Origin of the sequence: Allomesorhizobium camelthorni (assembly GCF_011045125.1) — a bacterium.
Taxonomy (GTDB): domain Bacteria; phylum Pseudomonadota; class Alphaproteobacteria; order Rhizobiales; family Rhizobiaceae; genus Allomesorhizobium; species Allomesorhizobium camelthorni.
The window spans coordinates 59,353-79,633 of sequence record NZ_JAAKZF010000003.1; the positions used below are offsets into that span (position 1 = coordinate 59,353).

Annotated in this window: 22 protein-coding genes and 1 riboswitch; of the genes, 11 read left to right on the forward strand and 11 right to left on the reverse strand. The window is 62.9% G+C overall.

Annotated features, from left to right (window positions below; all coding sequences use genetic code 11):
• The first annotated feature begins 58 nt into the window (after positions 1–58).
• Both G6N73_RS04150 and G6N73_RS04155 read left to right on the forward strand, forming a co-directional pair.
• A complete protein-coding gene (locus G6N73_RS04150) occupies positions 59–343 on the forward strand; it encodes a type II toxin-antitoxin system RelE/ParE family toxin (RefSeq protein WP_165023798.1) in 285 nt (94 codons plus the stop codon).
• Entirely contained in the window at positions 343–651 is a 309-nt protein-coding gene (locus G6N73_RS04155; protein ID WP_165023801.1) for a HigA family addiction module antitoxin, read from the forward strand. The genes G6N73_RS04150 and G6N73_RS04155 overlap by 1 nt, the downstream gene beginning before the upstream one ends.
• 27 nt (positions 652–678) lie before the next feature.
• Here G6N73_RS04155 and cobO read toward each other — a convergent pair whose 3' ends face one another.
• From cobO to G6N73_RS04185, 6 genes are all read right to left on the reverse strand, one after another.
• Positions 679–1,293 (reverse strand): cob(I)yrinic acid a,c-diamide adenosyltransferase, encoded by a 615-nt coding sequence (cobO, locus tag G6N73_RS04160; protein ID WP_165023803.1) that lies wholly within the window; start codon positions 1,291–1,293, stop codon positions 679–681.
• The gene (gene cobU, locus G6N73_RS04165) at positions 1,293–1,808 is read right to left on the reverse strand and encodes a bifunctional adenosylcobinamide kinase/adenosylcobinamide-phosphate guanylyltransferase (RefSeq protein ID WP_206078653.1); all 516 of its coding nucleotides are present in this window, start codon (positions 1,806–1,808) and stop codon (positions 1,293–1,295) included. Before cobU ends, cobO begins: the two co-directional genes overlap by 1 nt.
• Positions 1,801–2,568 (reverse strand): CbtA family protein, encoded by a 768-nt coding sequence (locus G6N73_RS04170; RefSeq protein ID WP_165023806.1) that lies wholly within the window; start codon positions 2,566–2,568, stop codon positions 1,801–1,803. The genes cobU and G6N73_RS04170 overlap by 8 nt, the downstream gene beginning before the upstream one ends.
• Positions 2,569–2,580: 12 nt before the next feature.
• A complete protein-coding gene (locus G6N73_RS04175; RefSeq protein ID WP_165023807.1) occupies positions 2,581–2,760 on the reverse strand; it encodes a CbtB domain-containing protein in 180 nt (59 codons plus the stop codon).
• A 37-nt stretch (positions 2,761–2,797) separates the two neighbouring features.
• A riboswitch (cobalamin riboswitch) is annotated at positions 2,798–2,988 on the reverse strand.
• 67 nt (positions 2,989–3,055) lie between these two features.
• Complete coding sequence (locus G6N73_RS04180; RefSeq protein ID WP_165023810.1) at positions 3,056–3,745, reverse strand: gamma-glutamylcyclotransferase; 690 nt, start codon at positions 3,743–3,745, stop codon at positions 3,056–3,058.
• 1 nt (position 3,746) lies between these two features.
• The gene (locus G6N73_RS04185; protein WP_165023812.1) at positions 3,747–4,577 is read right to left on the reverse strand and encodes an aldo/keto reductase; all 831 of its coding nucleotides are present in this window, start codon (positions 4,575–4,577) and stop codon (positions 3,747–3,749) included.
• Positions 4,578–4,653: 76 nt separating this feature from the next.
• On the opposite strand from G6N73_RS04185, the gene G6N73_RS04190 reads away from it, so the two are divergent.
• Together G6N73_RS04190 and G6N73_RS04195 are read left to right on the forward strand one after the other, a co-directional pair.
• The gene (locus tag G6N73_RS04190) at positions 4,654–5,649 is read left to right on the forward strand and encodes a heparan-alpha-glucosaminide N-acetyltransferase (RefSeq protein WP_165023815.1); all 996 of its coding nucleotides are present in this window, start codon (positions 4,654–4,656) and stop codon (positions 5,647–5,649) included.
• Positions 5,646–6,122, forward strand: coding sequence for a methyltransferase family protein (locus tag G6N73_RS04195; RefSeq protein ID WP_165023817.1), 477 nt, complete (start codon positions 5,646–5,648; stop codon positions 6,120–6,122). The genes G6N73_RS04190 and G6N73_RS04195 overlap by 4 nt, the downstream gene beginning before the upstream one ends.
• A gap of 22 nt (positions 6,123–6,144) precedes the next feature.
• Here the strand turns inward: G6N73_RS04195 and G6N73_RS04200 are convergent, their stop codons facing one another.
• From G6N73_RS04200 to mgtE, 3 genes are all read right to left on the reverse strand, one after another.
• Positions 6,145–7,554: an adenylate/guanylate cyclase domain-containing protein gene (locus G6N73_RS04200; protein WP_165023820.1), complete on the reverse strand. Its 1,410-nt coding sequence runs from the start codon at positions 7,552–7,554 to the stop codon at positions 6,145–6,147.
• Between the two features lie 141 nt (positions 7,555–7,695).
• Positions 7,696–8,082, reverse strand: coding sequence for a MerR family transcriptional regulator (locus tag G6N73_RS04205; RefSeq protein WP_165023822.1), 387 nt, complete (start codon positions 8,080–8,082; stop codon positions 7,696–7,698).
• Between the two features lie 88 nt (positions 8,083–8,170).
• The gene (gene mgtE / locus G6N73_RS04210) at positions 8,171–9,601 is read right to left on the reverse strand and encodes a magnesium transporter (protein WP_165023825.1); all 1,431 of its coding nucleotides are present in this window, start codon (positions 9,599–9,601) and stop codon (positions 8,171–8,173) included.
• 226 nt (positions 9,602–9,827) lie between these two features.
• Between mgtE and G6N73_RS04215 the strand changes: the two genes are divergently transcribed.
• The gene (locus G6N73_RS04215) at positions 9,828–10,133 is read left to right on the forward strand and encodes a DUF982 domain-containing protein (protein ID WP_165023827.1); all 306 of its coding nucleotides are present in this window, start codon (positions 9,828–9,830) and stop codon (positions 10,131–10,133) included.
• Between the two features lie 42 nt (positions 10,134–10,175).
• On the opposite strand, the gene G6N73_RS04220 is transcribed toward G6N73_RS04215, so the two are convergent.
• Positions 10,176–10,430: a hypothetical protein gene (locus G6N73_RS04220; protein ID WP_165023830.1), complete on the reverse strand. Its 255-nt coding sequence runs from the start codon at positions 10,428–10,430 to the stop codon at positions 10,176–10,178.
• 322 nt (positions 10,431–10,752) lie between these two features.
• Between G6N73_RS04220 and G6N73_RS04225 the strand changes: the two genes are divergently transcribed.
• From G6N73_RS04225 to G6N73_RS04235, 3 genes are all read left to right on the forward strand, one after another.
• Positions 10,753–12,021: an ABC transporter substrate-binding protein gene (locus G6N73_RS04225; protein ID WP_165023832.1), complete on the forward strand. Its 1,269-nt coding sequence runs from the start codon at positions 10,753–10,755 to the stop codon at positions 12,019–12,021.
• Positions 12,022–12,152: 131 nt separating this feature from the next.
• Positions 12,153–13,127, forward strand: a complete 975-nt coding sequence (locus tag G6N73_RS04230; protein WP_206078654.1) for a carbohydrate ABC transporter permease — start codon at positions 12,153–12,155, stop codon at positions 13,125–13,127.
• A gap of 2 nt (positions 13,128–13,129) precedes the next feature.
• Positions 13,130–13,954 (forward strand): carbohydrate ABC transporter permease, encoded by an 825-nt coding sequence (locus G6N73_RS04235; protein WP_165023835.1) that lies wholly within the window; start codon positions 13,130–13,132, stop codon positions 13,952–13,954.
• Positions 13,955–14,011: 57 nt separating this feature from the next.
• Here the strand turns inward: G6N73_RS04235 and G6N73_RS04240 are convergent, their stop codons facing one another.
• Positions 14,012–14,641 carry a transglutaminase-like cysteine peptidase gene (locus tag G6N73_RS04240; RefSeq protein WP_165023838.1) on the reverse strand — a complete coding sequence of 210 codons (630 nt, stop codon included), beginning with the start codon at positions 14,639–14,641 and terminating at the stop codon, positions 14,012–14,014.
• Between the two features lie 249 nt (positions 14,642–14,890).
• Between G6N73_RS04240 and G6N73_RS04245 the strand changes: the two genes are divergently transcribed.
• The 3 genes from G6N73_RS04245 to G6N73_RS04255 are packed head-to-tail and all read left to right on the forward strand — an operon-like array spanning position 14,891 to position 20,264.
• Complete coding sequence (locus G6N73_RS04245) at positions 14,891–16,294, forward strand: acetyl-CoA C-acetyltransferase (protein ID WP_165023840.1); 1,404 nt, start codon at positions 14,891–14,893, stop codon at positions 16,292–16,294.
• Positions 16,294–18,399 carry a 3-hydroxyacyl-CoA dehydrogenase NAD-binding domain-containing protein gene (locus tag G6N73_RS04250; RefSeq protein ID WP_165023842.1) on the forward strand — a complete coding sequence of 702 codons (2,106 nt, stop codon included), beginning with the start codon at positions 16,294–16,296 and terminating at the stop codon, positions 18,397–18,399. Before G6N73_RS04245 ends, G6N73_RS04250 begins: the two co-directional genes overlap by 1 nt.
• Positions 18,396–20,264, forward strand: coding sequence for an acetyl-CoA hydrolase/transferase C-terminal domain-containing protein (locus G6N73_RS04255; protein ID WP_165023845.1), 1,869 nt, complete (start codon positions 18,396–18,398; stop codon positions 20,262–20,264). Before G6N73_RS04250 ends, G6N73_RS04255 begins: the two co-directional genes overlap by 4 nt.
• Positions 20,265–20,281: the final 17 nt, after the last annotated feature.

The following is a 20,281-nucleotide window of genomic DNA, read 5'->3' on the forward strand; positions in this document are numbered from 1 at the left end:
GCCGCCCTTCTTTTCGCCCATTGACAACCGTACGGTAAAGCCGTACGAATTCAGCAGTATGAAGATCCGAAGCGTGCGCCATCGAGGTTTGAAACGCTTCATCGAAGACGATGACGGCCGTGGCATCAAGCCCGAGCTAATCAATCGAGCCCGCAATGTCCTGGCAGTTTTGATTTCGGCACAGGACATGGATGAGGTCAGCGGGCCGCCGGGATGGCGCATTCATAAATTGACCGGCGACCGTGCAGGAACCTGGAGCATTTCGGTATCCGGCAATTGGCGGATCACATTTGATCTGGACGGCGCTGAAATTGTGAATCTTGACATCGAGGATTACCACTGATGAGCGGCGATGCAGAAAGAGTTGGCATGAAGCCGCCCCACCCGGGCGCGTTTATCCGCGAAGAAATTCTTGAGCCCCTAGATCTGTCGGTCGCACGGGCCGCCGAAGTCCTCGGCGTGCGCCGCGCCACCCTTTCCGACCTCGTCAACGGCCATTCCGGCCTGTCGCCCGAAATGGCTCTCCGGGTCGAGAAGGCGTTCGGCGTCAAAATGGATATGCTTTTGCGTATGCAGGCATGGTACGACGCGTGTGCAATGCGTGCGCGCACCGATCAAATCCCGGTGCAGCGGTTCAGTCCTCAGACTTGAACGCACCCGCGGGCGAAGCCCGCCGCGCTAGAATTCGATGCCCTGCTGCGCTTTCACTCCGGCCGAGAAATGGTGCTTCACCGCGCCCATTTCGGTGACGAGGTCGGCGGCTTCGATGAGCGCAGGCTTGGCATTGCGGCCGGTGACGACGACATGCAGCCCCTCGCGGCGGTTCTTCAACGCTTCGACCACCATGTCGAGATCGAGATAATCGTAGCGCAGCGCGATGTTCAGTTCGTCTAGTATGACGAGGCTGATCGACGGGTCGGCCATCAGTTCGGCGGCCTTAGCCCATGCCGCTTCGGCGGCGGCGACATCGCGCTTGATATCCTGTGTCTCCCAGGTAAACCCCTCACCCATCGTATGCCAGACGACGCGGTCGCCGAACGCCGCGAACGCGTCCTTCTCGCCGGTGTGCCACGCGCCCTTGACGAACTGCACGACGCCGACGCGGCGACCGTAGCCGATCATGCGCAGCGCCAGCCCGAAGGCCGCCGTGGTCTTGCCCTTGCCTGGCCCGGTGTTGACGATCAGCAGGCCCTTTTCGACGGTCTTGCCGGCAACCTCCGCGTCCTGGACCGCCTTGCGCTTGGCCATCTTGGCCTTGTGCTTCTCGGCAGTTTGTTCGTCGATCGTCTTCATCATTTCACCTGCAGCGGCAGCCCCGCCACCATGAACAGCACGCGGCCGGCCTTTGCCGCGATCCTCTGGTTGAGCCGCCCGGCGGCGTCGCGGAATTTTCGCGCCAGGGCATTGTCGGGCACGATGCCCAGGCCGACCTCATTGGCGACGACGACCCAGTTTCCGCGCGGTTTAGCGAGGATTTCAACCAGCTTCTCCGACTCCGCTTCGACGTCATGATCAGCTAGCAGATGGTTCGACAGCCAGAGCGTCAGACAGTCTATCAGCAGGGGCCGCCCGTCCGGCACCCCGGCAATGGCCTCGATAAGATCGAGCGGCGCATCGATCGCCTGCCAGCCATCTCCGCGCCGCGCGCGGTGCAGCGCAATGCGCTCGGTCATCTCGTCGTCGTAAGCCTGCGCCGTCGCGATATAGGTCCAGGGCGCTGGGGCTGCCGTGACCAGCCTCTCGGCATGCGCGCTCTTGCCGGAGCGCGCACCGCCGAGAAGCAAGGTCAGTGAGTTGCCGTCACGCAAAACTGTCGCGCAGGCTGCCGGCCGACCGGGCGACCCTGGAGCGGATCGCACCGGCGACGCCGCCGAGCACCACCCAGAAAATCAAATTGGTGACCGTGGCGGCGACTACGTACTGATGGTGGAGATCGGCCGGGATCGGTGAATCATGGCTGACCGGCTGCGGCGCGCCGACAATGTGCGGCGCGACGATCAACGCGACGCCGACCAGCGACCAGACAACGCCGCTGCGAAACGCGATCAGGCCGAGGCCAACGGCTGTTGCAATCACGGTCGCGGTCCACCAGATCTGGCGGCCGCCGAGATCGGCAGCCGGCATGGCCGGCAGTTCCGGCGGCAGGCCGAGGCCCGGCGCCAGCGTGAACACGGCAAAACCTGCAAATCCCCAAAAGATGCCTTGGCGCCAACTGGCGATGCCGCCGAGAATTTCCGAAACAGCGACCAGGACGAGCGCAAAACCGATGGCGGTGACGATGTTGGCGAGCACCGTATAGGCAAGGCGCTCGAAACCGTCTGCCGGCGCCCAGGCTTCCCCATCGTGCTCGTGCGCAGGCGTCCCGGCATCGTGCGAATGAGGCGCGGCGGCTTCCGTTCCGGTCGCCGGATCAGTGGCGGCATGGTCGTGGCCGCCGCCAGCGTTTTCGAAGGTCTCGGCCTTCTTGATCAGCGGGACTGTGGCGTAGGTCTGCATCGCGGCCATAACGATGCCCGCCAATAGCCCGGTGAGCGCCGCGACGAACACGACGTTGCGAAAAATGGTCATGTCAGCAATCTCTCAGTGGCAGGGAAACGCCATCGAATGGCGATAGTCGTGGGCGGCATTGTGAACCACGTCCATCTGCGAGAAGCCCGCGAAGCCGACGATGAAGACGCCGAGCAATGCGGCGAAGCTGAGCTGGACGACGCGCGATGCAGCCGACGTCGAAGCGCCGAGAGAAGAAATTGCTGTGTTCATGATCAATGTCCTTTTCGCCCTCCACCCGAGGGCCTGTAGAGTGTCTGCGTCGCCGGCAGGTCTCCTGGCTTGCGGATCGCCGCCCTTCCCCGCCTTCCCGAAGAATTCTTCAGTGGCCTCTGGGGAGGGCTAGCCGCTTACAGTTGCGGGGGCAGCCGCGGCTTTGGGCATAAGCCCGCACCGCATTCCCTATTGATTCCTCGCGGAACCGTCGACAGCGCGGATCATAAGCACAATCCAAAAATGCCGCAAACCAAATTCCCGGCGCTTCCGGGCGAAATACGTCGCAATCGCGCTAGCCGTTCTCGGTGATCAGTTCCGCAACCAATTTCTGCAGCCGCCACAAATGGCGGTCGTGGATGCCGCGTTCCTCGAGATGGCTGACGGTGTTGTAGAGATAGTCCGGTCCGGAGCCGAGATGGCCGCAGGCGCCGGCCAGCGCCCTGGCCACGGCCGCCTCGTCGAGCTTGCCGGCATAGGTGCGGCCGCCCCGGTTGACGACAAAGCCGAGCGCCGTCACCGGCCCTTCGGCCGTCTCCAGCTTCATCCAGTGCGGCCTGTAGGTCGACGGCTTGGCGGTCATCTCGCGCCGGAACAGTTTTGCGAAGCGTTCGCGCAGATCCCCATCGGGCAGCCTGTAGGCGACGCCGCGGCACTGGCCGCCGCGGTCGAGGCCCATCATCAGCCCCGGCCGGTCGAGTGTGCCGCGCCAGCGCGTCATCTTTATGCAGAAAGCCCGGTGCCAGCCGCGCGCCAGCGCCAGCCGCTCCTCTACATGCTCCAGTTCCGGCCTCCAGATCAGCGAGCCATAGGCGAACAGCCAGACCGGCTCGGCGTCGCTCAGACCTGCCAGGACGGTGTCAAGTATCGCCTCGTAATCCGTGTCATCGAGATAGGCCAGACCCGGTTCGGGCCCTGGATCCTCGACCGCCCGATGGCAGCGCGCCACCAGCTCGGGCGTCAGCGACATTCTTCTCGGCGGCATATTACGCCGCATCCCATTGCGGCGAGAAATCGTAGTCGCAGATCCGGATATTGGCCTTTGACAGCGCAGAGATCGCCGCCATTTCGGTGTTCGACAGCGCAAAATCGAAAATCGCGAAATTTTCCGCCAGGCGCGCCAGCCTGTTGGTGCGCGGGATGGCGACGACGCCTTCCTGCTGGACATGCCAGCGCAGCACAACCTGGCCTGGACTTTTGGAGTGACGCGCCGCCGCGTCGGTCACTGCCTTTTCCATAAACAGCGGGCCACCCCTGGACAGCGGGCAATAGGACACCATCGCCATCCCGGCTTCACGGCAGGCGCGCAGCACCTTCGTCTGGTCGAGATAGGGGTGATACTCGACCTGGTTGGCAACAAGCGGTGCATCCGACAGCTCAATCGCCCGCGAAAGCAGCGTGGTGGTGAAATTGGAGACGCCGATATGCCTGGCGAGCCCGGAGCTTTTCGTGGCGTTTAGCGCCTTGATCGAACCTTCGAGCGGGATCTTCGGGTTCGGCCAATGGATCAGCAGCAGGTCGACCTCGTCGATGCCCAACTGTTTCAGGCTCGCTTCGGCCGAGCGTTCGAGATCGCCGGGTGCAATGTCGGTCCACCACACCTTGGTGGTGACGAATATGTCGTCCCGACCGACGCCGGACGCCCGCAACCCGGCGCCTACCGCCGCTTCATTATCGTATGCGGCCGCGGTATCGATATGGCGGTAGCCGACGGACAGCGCATGCGCCACCATCTCCGCGCAATGATCTCCGTTCAGCGTCCATGTGCCGAGACCGAGCGCGGGAATTGCCGCTCCATTGGCGTTCACTTTGTGCATGGGGAATTCTCCGGTTCTTCCCAGCCGCCCATCCGTGATAACGGTTGCGCGACTTCGCTCCAATAGCACGCGCCGCATGTATCCTGAACAATCCAAAGCCATTGAAGCACCCGCCCGGCGCATAGAAGCCCTCGACGTGGCGCGTGGTGCCGCGCTCGCGGCCATGGCGATCTACCATTTCGCCTGGGATCTGGAGTTTTTCGGCTATGCCCAAACCGGCATGACGGCTGCGGGCGGCTGGAAGCTGTTCGCGCGCTGCATAGCCTCGAGCTTCCTGTTCCTTGTCGGCGTCAGCCTTTTGCTCGCACATGGCCGCGGCATCCGCTGGCCCGGCTTCTGGCGGCGGCTGGCCATGGTGGCGGGCGCCGCGGCGGCGATTTCGCTCGTCACCTGGCTGGCGGTGCCCGGCGGCTTCATCTTCTTCGGTATCCTGCACCAGATCGCGCTGGCGAGCCTGCTCGGCCTCGCCTTCCTGCGCCTGCCCTGGTGGCTGACGCTCATGGTCGCGGCCGCGGTGATCGCTGCGCCAAACTTTCTGCGATCGGAATTCTTCGCCCACCCGGCGTGGTGGTGGACCGGCCTGTCGCCGGTGAATCCCCGTTCCAACGACTACGTGCCTGTGTTTCCGTGGTTCGGCGCGGTTCTGATCGGGCTGGCCTCGGCCAAGCTTGCGTCATCGCAGGGGTTTTTTGTCAAGCTTGCCGCCGTCGACACAGGCCGGTGGTCGCTGCCCCTCACCTTTGCCGGTCGGCACAGCCTCGCCGTCTATCTCATCCATCAGCCGCTGCTGATCGCCGGCCTGTGGCTGTTTGCGCAAGGCTTTCCGGCTCCGGTCGAAACGCCGGAGGTACAGTTCCGCGCTTCCTGCGAAGCGACATGCGAGGAGAGCCGCGACGCGGAGTTCTGCACGCGCTATTGTGTCTGCATGCTGGACGCGCTCGAACCGGACGGTTTGCTGAAGAGACTCTTTGCGGGCGACCAGAGCGCCGAATTGCGCTCGCAAATCGAAACGTTCGCCGGCCAGTGCACCATTGAGACCGACAATTCCATTCTCGAGGGAGGCGCGCCATGACCGATATCCAGAACGGCCCGAACCGGCTGCCGTGGCCGCCAATCATCTACCTCGCGGCCATCGCGATCAGCATTGCACTCGGCCTGCTCTTTCCGCTGCCATGGATTTCGGCGCCTCTCTCCGACATCCTGTTCGCCGCCGGCTGGCTCCTCGTCGCGGCGATGGTCGCCCTTGATTTTTCGGCGATGCGCACAATGGCTCGCGCTAAGACCACCATCATGCCGAACAGGGCTTCCGAGCATCTCGTGACGACTGGCGCGTTTTCCTTCACCCGCAACCCGATCTATCTTGGCAACACGCTCTTGATGATTGGCGTCGGGCTGATAACCGGCATCGCTTGGTTCCTGCCGCTCGCCATTGTCGCAGCCTTCCTCACTCAGAAACTCGCCATCGAGCGTGAGGAGAGGCATCTCGAAGGGCGGTTCGGAAAAAGGTACCGCGACTATGCGAAGCGGGTCAGACGCTGGATATGACGCCAGTCCATCCGGGCGGGAGCTACGGGATCGCGTAGACCATCACTTCACGCTCTATGCCGCGCAGCGACGCGCCCTGCGATACAGGCGAGAGATCTTTCATGTGCAGCAGGTCCGCTGCTTTGGCATCGTTGACGACCGACCCGGTGGCAAAGATCGACTGCGAATTGGCCAGGCCCTGGACGCGCGAGGCGATGTTGACCGTCTGGCCGAAATAGTCCTGGCGCTCGTTCATCGTCACCGCGATGCAGGGCCCCTCATGAACGCCTATCTTCAGGAGGAGATCATCGCGGCCGCTTTTCGCGTTCAACTCGCGCATGGCTTCGCGCATCCTGAGCGCCGCGGCGACCGCCCGGTCGGGCGTCGGGAACGTCGCCATCACCGCATCGCCGATCGTCTTGACCACCGCTCCAGCTTCCGCTGCCACGATCTCGTTCAGGACACGGAAATGCGCGTTGACCAGGTCGAAGGCCACCAGATCGCCGACCCGCTCGTAAAGCTCCGTCGAGCCGCGCAAATCGGTAAACAGGAACGTCAGGCTGGTGATCTTCAGCCGCTGGTCCACCGTCAATGTGTCGGTCCGGTAGAGGTCGCGAAAGGTCTGGTTGGTCAACAGCCGCTTGGCGGTGACGAAGGGCCTGCGCCTGCCGAGCAACCCGTGAAGGACGTCACCTGCGATGCAGACGGCTGGCAAAGCCCGCCTGTCCGTGCGGTTTTCCAATGCGATCCGCAGCGGCCCCGGGCGCATCCCCAGCGCTTGGCTGTGGACGTGATCCTTGTCGAAGACCAGTGAAAGGTTCTGGCGTTCGCGCGTCGGATCGCCCCTTACGTCGATGAACTGCGCCGAATGCGTCACCGGTTCGAAGACGATGATGAATTCCGGGGGAAGCTGGATCGACAGGATCGCTTTCTCGCCGGGCGGAAGTTCAACGCTCTCGAGCACAAAGCCTTCAACTGCCTCTTCATAGCCTTCTTCAGGCAGTTCGACGCCCGAGCCCCAGTAGACCTGGCGAAGGTATTCGGTGACCGGAAGCTCGTCAGGATTATGCGCCGCGATCTTGCGAACCCGAGGACTGACGGTGAAGGTCACCTCCACCATCTCATCGAGCGTCGGCGAATATCCGTCGGCGCAGAGCGCGCAGACATACTCGTCCTTGAGCACGGTCTTCAGCGAGGCGTTGGCGTCGAGAACGCCGCCACAGCCGGGACAGAGCACGTTCCAGGACATGTCGAAAAGGCCGATCCTGGAGGCGTGGAGAAGGGCGGCAATAGTCTGTTCTTCATTCAGCCCGTGCCGCGCCGCAAAAGCCAGCGCATTGATCCGGCACAGGTCGCGGTCGGGACCGCGTTCGATCGCCGCCCCGATAGCATCGACCACCTTGGCGTCGGCCGACTCGCGCAGAATAGATAGTAGATTCCCGGTTTCGCTCATCTCACCCTCTCCGGGTTGGAGCACCTTAGAATTGTTTTTGACCGTCAACGCATTGCGGCAAGGCACCCAATGCCTGCTTCGCAATCACGCCGGCTAAGCGGTTCTTATCCTACACCGCCCCTGCCCGGCCTGTCACGTTTCTCAGGTGTTGACGCCCAGTTCGGCCAGCCGCTCGACGCAGGATTCCTCGGCATGGTCGAGTTCGGCCAGCGTTTCCTCGAGGTCGCGGCGCTTCTGGCGCAGATCGTCGCGCTTTTCCTCGATGCGCTTGATCATCAGCTTGAGCTGGCCGACTTCGCCTGGCGGCTCCTTGTAGATCTGGATGATCTCGCGGATTTCACTGATCGAGAAGCCGAGGCGCTTGCCGCGCATGATCTGCCGGATCAGATGCCGGTCGGTGGGGCGGAACAGGCGGGTGCGGCCGCGCCGCACCGGCTGGATCAGCCCCTCATCCTCGTAGAAGCGGAGCGTGCGCGTCGAAATGTCGAACTCGCGGGTCAGTTCGGTGATCGAATAATATTCCCGCATTGTCGCTCCCAAGGGCAGCTCGCCCGATTCCCAGGCAAACCCTCGCATGGCGTTTACGTAAAAGTCAATTGCGATGCCCGTGGGGCATTCATGCAGGGGGATAGCCCAGATGCAGCCACCAGGCGGCGAGCCCGAGGAAGGCGAAGAAGCCGATCACGTCGGTGACCATGGTGGTGAAGATCGACGACGAGATCGCCGGATCGGCGCCCAGCCTGTCGAGGAACAGCGGTATCAGAATGCCGCCTAAGGCCGCGGCCAGCATGTTGATGATCATCGCGGCGGCGATGACGAAGCCGAGGTCTGCGTTCTGGAACCAGAAACCCGCGACCAGGCCGACAATCGTGGCGATGACCGCGCCGTTGAGCAGCCCTACCATCACCTCGCGGCGGATGACGCGCCCGGCATTGTAGATGTCGAGGTCGCGGGTCGCCAGCGCCCGCACCGTGACGGTCATCGTCTGGGTGCCGGCGTTGCCTCCGAGCGAGGCGACGATCGGCATCAGCGCGGCCAGCGCCACCATCTCCTCGATGGTCGCGCCGAACATGCTGATGACCGAGGCGGAGAGGAAGGCGGTGACAAGATTGACCAGCAGCCAGGGCACGCGCGAACGCGACGTGTCAATGACCGTATCGGAAAGCTCCTCGTCGCCGACGCCGCCCATGCGCAGGAGATCCTCCTCCGCTTCCTGCTGGATCACGTCGACGACGTCGTCGATGGTCAGCACGCCGACCAGCCGCTCGTTCTCGTCCACGACGGCGGCCGACAAAAGGTCGTATTGCTCGAATTCGCGCGCCGCCTCTTCCTGGTCCATGCTGGCCGGGATAGCGTGGCGCGTCTCGTGCATTACCTCCTCGATCTTCACCGAGCGCTTGGAGCGCAGGATCTTGTCGAGATCGACCGCGCCGAGAAGCGTGAAGGTCGGGTCGATGACGAAGACCTGGCTGAAACGGTCAGGCAGGTTCTGATCGTCGCGCATGTAGTCGATGGTCTGGCCGACGGTCCAGAAAGGCGGCACGGCGACGAACTCGGTCTGCATGCGCCGGCCGGCCGATTCTTCCGGGTAGTCCAGCGAGCGCCGCAGCCTGATGCGCTCGGTGAACGGCAGCTGCGCCAGGATCTCATCCTGATCTGCTTCGTCCAGATCCTCCAGGATGTAGACCGCGTCGTCGGAATCGAGTTCCTGGACCGCCTGCGCGATCTGCGCGTTGGGCAGCGCATCGACGATCTCGAGACGTATGGCCTCATCGACTTCCGTCAGCGACGAAAAATCGAAATCCGCGCCGAGGAGATCGACCAGCGCACGGCGCTGCTCGGGCAGCAGCGCTTCGAGCAGGTCGCCGAGTTCGGACTGGTGAAGGTGTCCGACATCCTGCTTGAGCGTCAGCGTGTCGCGATCGGCGATGGCCGCGCCGATATGGGCGAGGAACGATGCGCGGATGACGCCGTCCTCGCCGTAAATGTCGGCGTGGGTCGGCTCATGGGCATCGGCGCCCGGCTTCGGATCGTCCTGGCCTTCCAAATGCCTCGCTCCAAGTCGGGAAAGGATTGCAGGGCAGCTTTAGCGCGCAAGGCGACGAAATATCAAACGAAATACGGCCGCGCGGATCGGAAGCGTGCAAACTCGGACGGCAAGCGAACCCGAGCTTCCGCCCAGTCCAGAAGAGGACTAGAATGGCAACCGACAAGCTGCTGACGCGTTGAACCGGCCAGCCCTGAAAGGGCTGGAGCACGCGGGGACCAGACCCATGGACAGACTGCAGTTCATCATGCCGGTGCGGATCGTGACGGAAGCCGGCCGGCCAGTGACTGAAATCTATGATGTCGAGGAAGCGCTTACGTTTCTCCAGAATTGGTCGGGCGCGCCGGAAAGCCCGATCTATCAACGCGCATTGAACTCCTGTTTTGCGGCCACCATCGACCAGGAATCGGCCGACGACGCCCGCAAGGCATTTATGGCGTTGGCCCGGGTCTCCGGGATCCTGGCCAGGGACATGTCCGTTCCGGCCGGGGTTCTGGAATCCGAGACCCGGACCAAACCGCCCGGGGCGTGAGAGTATCGGTCATAGGATGACGCAGACCCGGCCCAATGCGGATCAATCGGATTTGGAGGTCGGCTGTTGCCGCCGCTTCTTTGGCGGCCGATCGAGCTTCATCGGAAGATGCCGTGTCGAAACCATCTCCACGGCGAGCAGTTCCAAGGCGTCGTCGGATAGTGCGGTCTCGAAGTTCTGGCGAATTTCGTCGATCAGCCACATGATCGACACTGGCGAAACCTTGGAATGGCCGTCCAGCAAACGGCTGATCTCGAATATCACGTCAGCGTCTATGTCGTGCGGCAGTTCCCGCATGCGTTGCCTCGCGTGATCCGGAGCGTTGGCCGGAATACCTCCCCAAGTCCATGTAAATGGAAGAGATTTCCGCCAGGGCAAGTAGAACCTCACCCTCCGGCTTCAGATACGGCGTGCGCAACGCTCGGAGTCGTTGCCCTCTTTATGCCGGAATGCCGGCGGGCTTGACTTGCAACGTCATGATGGTGCTCCCTGAGCTTGCGGGTTCGATCGAGAGCCGCGGTGATCGCCAGTCCGTTTACGCCAAGCGTTAACGAGAAGGCGTTTCAGGTCGGCGTTTCCTCCCGCACGACCTGAAAGCTTGAAGGGGAGGTTTACCACCATGAAGCTTCGTCGCACATTTCTTGCCTTTGCAGCAGGCGCGATGCTGGCCGCCGGTCCGGCGCAGGCTGTCGATATGGCCATCGTGTCGGGCGATACCGGCAATGGCCTGCAGGTACTTCGCGAGATACTCGATCAGTTCGAGAAGAACACCGGCAACAAGGTCACAATCGTTCCGATGCCGACCTCGACGACGGATCAGTTCGGCCAATACAGGCTCTGGCTCGCCGCCCAGAACACCGACATCGACGTTTATCAGACGGACGTCATCTGGGCTCCGCAGCTCGCCAACCAGCTCGTCGACCTGACCGAGGCGACCAAGGACGTCGTCGGCGCCCATTTCCCGTCGATCATCGAGTCGCAGACAGTCAATGGCAGACTGGTCGCCGTGCCGGTGTTCACCGATGCGCCGGCGCTCTATTACCGCAAGGACCTCCTCGACAAATACGGCGCCAAGGTCCCGACCACATGGGCGGAACTGACTGAGACCGCCAAGCTCGTCATGGACAAGGAGCGCGAGGCCGGCAAAGCGGACATGTGGGGCTTCGTCTTTCAGGGCAACGCCTATGAGGGGCTGACCTGCAACGCGCTCGAATGGGTGAAGTCGAACGGCGGCGGTCAGATCATCGAGCCGGATGGCACGATCTCCGTCAACAACCCGCAAGCAGCCGCGGCCGTGGAAATGGCCAAGGGCTGGGTGGGAGCCATCTCGCCTCCCGGGGTCCTGGCTTACCAGGAGGAAGAGGCGCGGGGCGTCTGGCAGACCGGCAACTCGGTCTTCATGCGCAATTGGCCTTACGCCTATTCTCTCGGCAACAGCGAAGACTCCGCCATCAAAGGCAAGTTCGACGTGACCACGCTGCCGGCGGGGTCCGGCGAAGGCGCCCGCTCGGCCGCAACACTCGGCGGCTGGAATCTCGCGGTCTCCAAATACTCCGAGAATCCGGAAGCGGCGATCGAGCTGGTCAAGTGGATCGCCTCGCCCGAGATGCAGAAATACCGCACCCTGAGGACGTCGAATTTGCCGACCATTCAGGCGCTTTACGAGGACGCCGACATCGCCAGGGAGCAGCCGATCATTCCGCGCTGGAAGGACGTCTTCCTCGACGCGGTGCCGCGTCCCTCGGCCCCGGTCAAGATCAAGTACAATGAGGTATCGAGCCAGTTCTGGACCGCCGTGCACAAGACGATGTCCGGCGAGGGCACGGCCGCCGAAAACCTCGCCGAACTCGAGGTCTCTTTGACCAAGCTCAAGGGCGCTGGCTGGTAGTCTCGCCGTGAAAACGCGCCGGCGGGTCGCCCGCCGGCATTTTTCACACTCGTCCGGTCGAGCGGATGACGGAATTGCCGCCCTTGCAATGGCTGTCCGCTATCCAGGGTGAGTGAATTAGCAGGTGCGCCATGGCACAAGCCGGACTGACGCTTGAAATCGCTGTGCCGACTGCCGGCCGCTCGCAGCTGATGCGCCAGCGCGCGCGCTCGGCCTGGCTGTTCCTCGCCCCGATGCTGATCGTGCTCGCAGCCGTCGCCGGCTGGCCGCTGATGCGAACTATCTATTTCGGCTTCACCGACGCCTCGCTCGCCGACCTGGAAGCCCGTCAATGGGTAGGCTTTGCCAACTACTTCTCGGTCCTGAAAATGCCGAGCGGCCGGGTCGTCTATGACGGCCTGCTCGTCGATCCCGTCTGGTGGCGCGCCGTCTGGAACACGGTGCGCTTCGCGGTGATCTCGGTCACCTGCGAGACGATTCTCGGCACGATCGTCGCGCTGGTGCTCAACTCCGAGTTCCGTGGCCGTGGCATCGTGCGCGCCGCCATCCTCGTTCCCTGGGCGATCCCGACGATCGTGTCGGCGAAAATGTGGCAGTGGATGCTCAACGATCAGTTCGGCATCCTCAACGACATCCTTCTCAGGCTCGGCCTGATCAGTACGAAGATAGCCTGGACCGCCAATACCGACACCGCGATGATCGCCGTGCTCATCGTCGATATCTGGAAGACGACGCCCTTCATGGCGCTCCTCATTCTCGCCGCCCTTCAGATGATCCCGAACGAAATCCACGAGGTGGCCAAGCTCGACGGCGCCAACCCGTGGCAGGTTTTCTGGAAGGTGACCCTGCCGCTCATTCGGCCGGCGCTGATGGTGGCCGTGATCTTCCGCGGCCTCGATGCCTTCCGCATATTCGATCTGATCTACGTGCTCACGCCGAACAATTTGCAGACCAAGTCGATGTCGGTGTTCGCCCGCGAGAACCTGTTCGAGTTCGACAAATTCGCCTACGGCTCGGCCGCTTCGACCCTACTCTTCATCATCCTCGGCTCGCTGACCATCCTCTTCATGTGGGTGGGCCGGGTAAAACTGGGCGGAGGCCGCTGATCATGTGGATCGTCAGGCGCGGGGCCTTCTATCTCCTTGTCGCGGCAATCGTCGTCATTGCCGTCTTCCCGTTCTACTACGCCATCATCACCAGCCTGAAGTCGGGCACGGCGCTGTTCCAGGTCGACTACTGGCCGAAGACGTTCAGCCTCAGCAATTATGTGATCGTTTTCACCGTGGGAACGTTCCCGCGCAACCTTCTGAATTCGCTCTTCGTCTCGGCCGCCGTTGTCGTCATCTCGCTGTTTCTCGGGGTCACCGCCGCTTACGCGCTTGCGCGCATCCGCTTCCGCGGCCGCTCGCTTCTACTCGTTACGATCCTGTCCGTTTCGATGTTCCCGCCATTGGCCGTGCTTGCCGGCCTTTTCGAGCTGATCCGGGCCTTGGGCCTCTACAACTCGCTCTTCGCGCTGATCTTTTCCTACATGATCTTCACGTTGCCGTTCACCGTCTGGGTGCTCACCACCTTCGTGCGCGACCTGCCGACCGAGATCGAGGAGGCGGCAATCATCGACGGCGCGACGCCCTGGATCATCATCACGCGCGTTTTTCTGCCGTTGATGGGACCGGCGCTGGTGACCACTGGGCTTCTCGCCTTCATCGGCGCGTGGAACGAGTTCCTTTTCGCCCTCACCTTCACCTCCAACAACGAGCAGCGTACCGTGCCGGTGGCAATCGCGCTCCTCTCCGGCAACTCCCAGTTCGAAACTCCTTGGGGCATTATCATGGCCGCCTCGGTGATCGTCACCGTGCCGCTGGTCATCCTCGTCCTCGTCTTCCAGCGCAGAATCGTCCCCGGCCTCACCGCGGGCGGGGTCAAGGGATAAGGCGATGAAAGCGGAGGCTGCTCCGCCCGGCTTCCCGCGCTATGGCGAAAGCTGCAACTAATTGACTGAGCTTACCAGGACGTCTCTGTCGTCCAGGATCGAAAGCCAGCGCCCTGTGTATCGCGCTGACTGGCGTTTCATGAACCGATATCCCGTCTGCGTCCAAGGCTTCACGTCGTCGTTCAAATTGTCGAGAATCAGGTCGCCGTCCCCCGTCCTGACAGTCAGCACGGCATGTCCTTCGCCGTCTTTCTGTCTGACAACGGTAATCAGCAGGTTCGAAAGCGGAATGCCGTGCGTGTAGAGCATTTTCCTTTTGAGCAACACATAGTCTTCGCAATCGCCTGTGCCGTCGTCAGGAAAGGTCCAGAATTCCTCTTTGCTGTATGCCTTGTTGTCGCTCAGCGCCTTTATCGATCTGTTGACAGCCGTGTTGACGCTGCCGAGCAATGTCCACATCGCGTCGGACATCTGCACCGGATCGCGTCGATCGGACCAGATCCGGCATTCCGAACTCATCCTTTGGCAGAATTCGTAGTGGCCGATCGGCGGTGACGTTCTCCTGCCAATCAGCATCGTTCCCGGCACATCATTTTCAGCTGTTGCCTGCCCTGCCGACATTCCAGCCACTGCAAAAGCCGCAAGAATCCCCGCACGAATCCATATTCGCGTTGTAAAGAAGCCCATTACCCGCCCAAGTCACGTGTTTTTTCACCCATTTACCATTCGTTAGTGACCTTTGGGAAGCCCGGGAGAAATAACGGATTCGTGAGTTGGACATGACCGAGGCGTTAGAGCGCGCAAGCGGAACCGATCCGCAGATTTGAACGTTCGGCCTTCGAGGCGGAATTGTGCGGTAGGAGGCATGATCTTCTCACTCTCCTCCAAGAGACAATTCAGCTCGACATCCCGCCGATGAATATGGGGAGCAAGTTGATGGCCCAGGCGCCGAAGTCCGGAGCGAAGGCGAAGAGCCCGGCACGTGCGGCGAAAGCGAGCGCAGCCAGGAAAACAACCGCCGGCAGATCGAGAACCGCCGGCCGGACCGAGGCAAGTTCCGGCCGTCCCGTCTATCTGGTCGACGGCGCACGGACGCCTTTCCTCCGGGCTCGCAACAAGCCGGGGCCGTTCACGCCGGTCGATCTGGCGGTCCAATGCGGACGGCCGCTGCTCACGCGCCAGCCCTTTTCTCCGGACGAATTCGACACCGTGATCCTCGGCTGCGTCAATGTTATCGCCGACGAGATGAACCCCGCGCGCGTGGCCACGCTCAGGCTCGGCATGGGCGCGGAAATGACGGCCTTCACCGTCCAGATCAACTGCGGCTCCAGCATGCAGTCGATCGATACCGCCTTTCGGACGATTGAAGCCGGCAAGGCCGATCTCATTCTCGCTGGCGGGACGGAGGCGCTGTCCCACGCGCCATTGGTGCTTCGCCAGCAGACGGTCGAATGGTTCGGCCGCTTCGCAACGGCCAAGACCGCCTGGAAAAAAACCGCCGCTCTCGCGGGCTTGCGGCCGGAGATGGCAAAGCCGGTGATCGGGCTCGAACGCGGACTCACCGATCCGATTACCGAACTCAATATGGGCCAAACGGCGGAAGTGATCGGCCACCTCTTCGGCATCACGCGCAAAGCCGCCGATGCCTATGCCCTGGAAAGCCATCAGCGTCTGGCGCGCGCGCAGAACAACGGCTTTCTCGACGGCGAGGTCATCCCGGCGGTCGCCCGCGATGGCACGCTCTACGACCATGATGACGGGGTGCGGCCCGACACCTCGATGGACAAGCTCGCCAAATTGAGCCCGGTTTTCGAAAAGCCTTACGGCAACGTCACCGCCGGCAATTCCTCCCAGATCACCGATGGGGCGTGTTGGACCGTCCTGGCGTCGGAAGAAGCGGTGAAAAAGCACAAGCTCACGCCCCTCGCCCGGATCGTCGACAGCGAATGGTCGGCGCTCGATCCCTCGATCATGGGACTAGCCCCGACATTGTGTTCGACTGAGATCATGAAACGCCGGGTTCTCTCCTGCGAGGACATCGATCTTTGGGAACTCAACGAAGCCTTCGCCGCACAGGTGCTCGCCTGCCTCGCCGCGTGGGAGGATGAGGAATATTGCCGCAACGTGCTCCGTCTCGACGGCGTCTTCGGGCGTATAGACCGCAACCGGCTCAATGTCGACGGAGGGGCGATCAGCCTTGGCCATCCGGTCGGCACGAGCGGAAACCGCCTCGTGCTTCACCTCGTCAACGCAATGCGCCGGCTCGGGCTGAAGCGCGGCATAGCCACCGAATGCATCGGCGGCGGGCAAGGCGGCGCGATGCTTCTGGAGGTTTCTTGATGCCGGTCACAAAGGCCTCCGTCTGGAAGGCACTCGCTCCCCGCAACATGGATCTGGGACCGAAGGACACCGTGAAGGTTTTCACGCACTCGCGGCTGAGCAAGGGATCGGACGATATTGCCTGGCTTGTGCTCGACAGGGCCAACGAAAGCACGAACACGCTGTCGGAGGCAGTGATGGCCGAACTCGACACCGCGCTTGCCGATGTCGAGGGTATGGGCGCCAAGGGCCTCGTCATCCGCTCGGCCAAGAAGGGCGGCTTCATCGCCGGTGCCGACATCCGCGACTTCAAAGGCGTGACCGAGGCGGGTGAGGTCGAGACGCGCATGAGGCGGGCGCATGAGATCGTCGACAGGCTGGCGGCGCTCAGCATCCCTACCGTGGCCGTCATCCACGGGCATTGCCTCGGCGGCGGGCTCGAAATCGTGCTCCCCTGCAAGTTTCGCATCGCCGTCGGCGATGCGAAGCTGGGCTTTCCCGAGATCAGGCTTGGCCTGCATCCGGGGCTTGGCGGGACGTTCCGGCTGCCGGCGCTGATCGATCCCGTCGAGGCGATGACGATGATGCTCACGGGCAAGACCGTGCACGCAAAGAAGGCCAAGGCGCTCGGCCTCGTCGACGCGGTTGTCGAGGAGCGCCACGTCAAAAACGCCGTGCGAGCGGCCGTAGCCGGCAAGATGAAGACGGATCGCGGCAACTGGAAATCGGGCGTGTTCGGCCTCTCGCCGGCGCGCCAGATCGCCGCCCGCCAGATGCGGACCGAGGCGGAGAAACACGCGCCGAAGAAGCACTATCCGGCGCCCTACCGCCTCATCGATCTCTGGGAGGAGCATGGCGGCGACGCCAAGGCAATGCAGAGAGCCGAGATCACCTCATTTTCGGAACTGCTCGCCAGCGAGACCGCGCAGAACCTCATCCGTGTCTTCTTCCTGCACGAGAGACTGAAGGGCACCGCCAAGGGCGAAAGCGGCATACGGCATGTCCACGTCATCGGTTCGGGCACGATGGGCGGCGATATCGCGGCCTGGTGCGCGTCGCATGGACTGCATGTCACGCTTACCGACCTCGACCGCAACGCGATCGCCAAGGCGATTGGCCGCGCCGCGGAGTTCTACGACAAGAAGCTTCATTCGGGCATCGAGCGGCGCGACGCGCTCGACCGCCTGATCCCCGATTTCGACGGCTCGGGCGTCGCCAAAGCGGATCTCGTCATCGAGGCGGTTGCGGAGAAGGCGGACGTCAAGCGCAAGGTGTTCGATGCGATCGCGCCGAAAATGAAGAAGGACGCGATTCTGGCCACCAACACGTCGAGCATTCCGCTTGAGGTGTTGCGCGAAGGCCTGGCTTGTCCGGATCGGCTGGTCGGCCTGCACTTCTTCAACCCGGTTGCCAAGATGGAGCTTGTCGAGGTCGTCGCGCACGACAGAGCGAGCCAGACGGCGCTCGACAGGGCGCATGCCTTCTGCAGCGCGATCGAGCGGCTGCCGGCCGCCGTGAAAAGTGCGCCCGGCTTCCTCGTCAACCGCGCCTTGACGCCGTATCTGACAGAAGCCTTCGTCATGCTCGACGAAGGAACGCCCAAAGAGACGATCGACCGCGCGGCGGAGGATTTCGGCATGCCGATGGGACCCATCGAGCTCGGCGACCGCGTCGGCCTCGACATCGGCCTGGAGGTCGTGCGGATGCTCAAGGACAAGCTCGACGACCCCATTCCCGACATTCCGGCGTGGCTCGCCAAAAAGGTCGAAAACGGCGAGACCGGCCGAAAGGCGGGCAAGGGCCTCTACGCATATGACGACAAGGGAAAGCCGAAAAAGGCGTCCGACGCGCCGGCGCCAAGCGCGGAAATGCCGGACCGCCTCGTGCTGCCCATGCTCAACACCTGCGTGCGCTGTCTGCGTGAGGGCATCGTCAAGGACGAAGACACGCTCGACGGCGCGATGATCTTCGCGACCGGTTTCGCGCCGTTCCGCGGCGGGCCGATGCATTATGCGCGCAGCCGCGGTGTGGCGGATATTCAGGAGACACTGAAGCGGCTCGAACAGAAGCACGGACCCCGCTTTGCCCCCGATAAGGGCTGGGAGGCTTTGGGCGGAGAAACGTGACGGGCAAGCCGGACCAGCACCAACAGGCTGAAAGCGTCGCCGACCGCATTATCGAGCGCCTTGGCGGGCGCATCGTGCTCGCGCTTCCGCTCGGGCTCGGCAAGGCCAATCTTGTCGCCAATGCGCTGTTCGAGCGGGCGGCCGGGGACAGGACGATCGATCTCGATATCTTCACCGCACTGACGCTGGAGAAGCCTTCCTGGTCGAGCGACATGGAGCGCCGCTTCATCGAGCCGCTGAACGAGCGGCTATATCCGGGCTACCCGGGTCTCGCCTATACCAAGGCGCTGCGCGACGGCTCGCTGCCGGAAAATGTCCGCGTCAGCGAGTTCTTCTTCGTCGCGGGGCGTTGGCTCTCGATCGAGATCGCCCAGCAGAACTATGTCTGCGCCAACTACACCCATGCCGGCCGCTACGTACTCGACCGCGGCGTCAACGTGATCGCGCAGCTTGTGGCAAAGCGCGGCGACGGCGCCAACGCCGAGTATAGCCTGTCCTGCAATTCCGACATCACGCTCGACATTCTGCCGGTACTGACGGCCCGGCGCGAGCCAGTCCTGCTGGTGGGTGAAGTGAGCTCGCAATTGCCCTTCATGCCCGGCGAGGCGGTGCTGCCGGCCGGCGAATTCGATCTCATTCTCGACGGACCCGATCGCGACCGGCCGCTCTTCGTCGTGCCAAGGGAGCCGGTATCGGCCGCCGATCACGCCGTCGGCATCCACGCGGCAAGTCTGGTGAAGGACGGCGGAACGCTGCAGATCGGCATTGGCTCGCTGGGCGACGCGCTTACCGCCGGCCTGATCCTGCGGCAGCGGCAGCCCGAGCTTTTTGCCGGCGCGCTGCATCGCCTCTCGCCAAGTAATCAGGCCGCAGGACGGGAGACGGGAACCTTCGAAACCGGCCTCTACGCCGCCAGCGAGATGTTCGTCGACGGTTTCATGGATCTCTACCGGGAAGGCATCCTGAAGCGCCGCGCCTCCGATGGCGCCATCCTCCATTCCGGCTTCTTCGTCGGCAGCAATGCGTTCTACGGGTTTCTCCGCAGCCTGCCTGAGGAGGAGCGTGCGCTTTTCCGGATGCGCGGCATTTCCTTCGTCAACGAGCTTTACGGCGAGGAGGAAAGAAAGCGCGCCGATCGGGTGCACGCGCGCTTCGTCAACAATGCGATGATGGTCACGCTACTGGGAGCAACGGTGTCGGACGCGCTTGCCGACGGCCGCGTCGTCTCCGGGGTTGGCGGGCAGTACAACTTCGTCGCCCAGGCTTTCGCGCTCGAAGGCGCGCGCTCCATCATCACGCTAAACGCGGCGCGCCGGGCGCGCGGGCGCCGTGAATCGCGCCTCGTCTGGTCCTACGGTCACACGACGCTGCCGCGGCATCTGCGCGACATCGTCGTGACCGAATACGGCGCTGCCGATCTGCGCGGCAAATCCGACCGGGACTGCATCGCCGCCATGCTTGCAATCGCCGACTCGGCCTTTCAGGAAGAATTGCTCGACGCGGCGAAATCCGTCGGCAAGATCGAGAAGAACTACGCCATTCCGCCGAACTTCCGCCGCAACACTCCGGCGCGCATAGCCGAAGCGCTTGCTCCGCTGCGCAAGGAAGGCTGGCGCGCCAGTTTTCCATTTGGCGCGGAGTTTTCCGAGGATGAACAGCGCTTGATTCCGGCACTGCGGCTTCTGAAGCACTCAACTGCGTCCAGACCATTGCTTGCGCGTGCAGTCCTTGCGTCCTTGACCGAAGGTAGGCCCGATGACGAGGAGCGCGCGGCCCTCGAGAGGATGCAACTGGCAGTGCCCGCAAGCCTGCGCGAACGGCTCTATGCAAAACTGCTTCTCTGGGCGCTCAGGCACGGCGAATAATTGCCCTGATCCGGAGC